The sequence below is a fragment of the Streptomyces sp. BR123 genome, assembly GCF_013401435.1.
GTDB lineage: Bacteria > Actinomycetota > Actinomycetes > Streptomycetales > Streptomycetaceae > Streptomyces.
Map to the genome: position 1 here is coordinate 1 of NZ_JACBGN010000529.1, position 2,403 is coordinate 2,403.

Here is a 2,403-nt window from a genome sequence, read left to right on the forward strand (position 1 = left end):
CACCAAGCCAGCAGGAGAGAGACGACGATGGCCGACCGGGTCACGGTGATCGGCTGGGACGGCTCCCCCCTGACCGCGGCCGCCCGGTCCGCGCTCTCGGCCGCCACCCTCGTGGCCGGCGCCGCCCACCACCTCGCACTCCCCGAGATCCCGCCCGCCGCCGAACGCATCCGCCTCGGCAGCCTCGGCCTCGCCGCCCGCCGCATCGCCGGCCACCGCGGCAGCGCCGTCGTCTTCGCCGACGGCGACCCCGGCTTCTTCGGCGCCGTCCGCACCCTGCGCGCCCCCGAGTACGGCCTCGAAGTCGAAGTCGTCCCCGCCGTCTCCTCGGTCGCCGCCGCCTTCGCCCGCGCCGGCATGCCCTGGGACGACGCCCAGGTCGTCGTCGCCAACCCCCGCACCCTGCGCCGCGCCGTCAACGTCTGCCGCGCCCACGGCAAGGTCGCCGTCCTCACCTCGCCCGGAGCCGGCCCCGCCGAACTCGCCCTCCTGCTCGGCCCCGTCCACCGCACCTTCGTCATCTGCGAGGAACTCGGCACCGAGCGCGAGCAGGTCACCGTCGTCACCTCCGACAAGGCCCCCGACCATGTCTGGCGCAACCCCAACGTCGTCATCGTCATCGGCGGCCGCGGCACCGCCGCCGAACCGCCCTGGCTGCTCGGCCGGAACCCCGCCCGCACCGCCGAACGCGGCTGGGCCCGCCCCCTGCCCCACGCCGCGGAAGGGGAATCCGCCCCGCTGCGCGCCGCCCAGCTCGCCCGGCTCGGCCCGCGCACCGGCGACCTCGTCTGGGACATCGGGTCCGGCTCCGGGGCCTTCGCCGTGGAAGCCGCCGCCTTCGGCGCCGCCGTCATCGCCGTCGACGCCGACCCGCATGCCTGCGAACGCGCCGGCGCAGCCGCCCGCGCGCGCGGCCTACAGCTCCAAGTCGTCGCCGGACGCGCCCCGCACGTCCTGGAGGACCTCCCCGAACCGGACGTCGTCCGCGTAGGCGGTGGGGGAGCCGCGGTCGTCGCCGCCGTCGCAGACCGCCGTCCCGAGCGGATCGTCAGCCACGCCTCCACCCGCGACGAGGCGGAAGCCATCGGACGCGCCCTCGCCGAGGGCGGGTACACCGTCGAATGCGCCCTGCTCCAGTCCGTCGGCCTGGACACCCGCACCTGGGCCGAACAGGACCGTTCCGTCGTGTTCCTCCTGGCAGGCGAGCGCCCGGTGATCCGCCAGGCCTGAGCCCGGGGTAGGCTGGCCGATCGTCGTACTGCCCTGGTACGTCCCGGGGCGACGGCACGACAAGAGGCGCGACGTGGCGCAGTCCACAGCCGACCGTGGCGGTTCTGGCCGCCATGGTGGCGAACGGGCGCGACAATGCTTACTGGTTGTCGCACGGGGCGTACGCAGCGCGCGTCGCACGGCGACCCCGCTCGTTGGGTCATGTGGGCGCCGGGCGATCGAAGAGGCAACACGATGGGCGAGGGGTACGCATGACTGACACCGGCCAGGTACCGGGCGAGGGGCTCCCGGACAACGCGGGCATGGTGAATCAGCAGGGCATTCCCGCTCCGGTCCCGCACCCGGGCTCCGTCCCCGCTCCCGTCCCGGGGGGCTATGCCTTCCAGGACCTCGTGGACAACCCGGCCGAGCCGGAGGACGAGGAACTGCTGCTGATGCCGAGCGGGCACGGCCAGGGCGGCGCCTGGAGCGACCCGCAGATCGTCCCGCAGGCTCCGGCCTACCCCGTCGAGACCGCATACGGCGACGCGCCCTACGCCGACTACGCCGACGCCCAGGCCCAGGCCATGGCGCAGGCCCAGGCGCAGGCCATGGCCCAGGCCGGATACGTGGACCCCGGCCACTCCGCGCCCGGCTTCCCCGACCCGGCCGCGGGCGAGGCCTACACCCTCGGCGCACACGAGGCCGGGGGGCGCGACTCCGGCGCCCTCGACCTCGGCGGCCTCGTGGTGCCGCCGCCGACCGGCGCCCCGGCCTCCCCGGTCGGCCCCGTCCCGCCCATGACCGCCCCGCGGCCGCTGCACATGGGCCCGCCCGTCCCCGAGGCCACCAACGGCGCCGGCATCGTCCGCTCGCTCGCCGACCGCGGGCCGGCCGTCCCGATGGCCGCCCCCGCGGCCCCTGCGCCGATGCAGGCCGCACCCGCCGCCGTCCCGGTCGCCACCGCCACGCCCCCGGCCGGCACGCCCGTGACCCCGGCGCCGATGCCCGTGCCCCAGACGGGACCGCCGACCGTCGGCCCCGAGTACCTCGACGTGCCGCGCGCGGAAGGCGGCGCGCCCGCCGGACCGCAGCTCGCCGAGATCCCGCCGCAGGCCGGTGCGCCGTGGGCGGCGGAGCCGGGCCCGGGGGTGGCGCAGCCCGCAGCCGCCGCCGAGGCCGTCGTCCCCGCCC

Annotated in this window: 1 protein-coding gene and 1 pseudogene; both read left to right on the top strand. The window is 77.1% G+C overall.

Annotation, left to right across the window (positions count from 1 at the left end):
- The first annotated feature begins 27 nt into the window (after nucleotides 1–27).
- Nucleotides 28–1,230, top strand: a complete 1,203-nt coding sequence (gene cbiE / locus HYE82_RS35930) for a precorrin-6y C5,15-methyltransferase (decarboxylating) subunit CbiE (RefSeq protein ID WP_179178423.1) — start codon at nucleotides 28–30, stop codon at nucleotides 1,228–1,230.
- Nucleotides 1,231–1,481: 251 nt separating this feature from the next.
- Nucleotides 1,482–2,403, top strand: a pseudogene (locus HYE82_RS35935) (hypothetical protein); the annotation flags it as partial.

Coding starts and splice junctions, on each gene's coding strand:
- cbiE (WP_179178423.1), top strand. CDS start 28: ATGGCCGACCGGGTCACGGTGATCGGCTGGGACGGCTCCCCCCTGACC.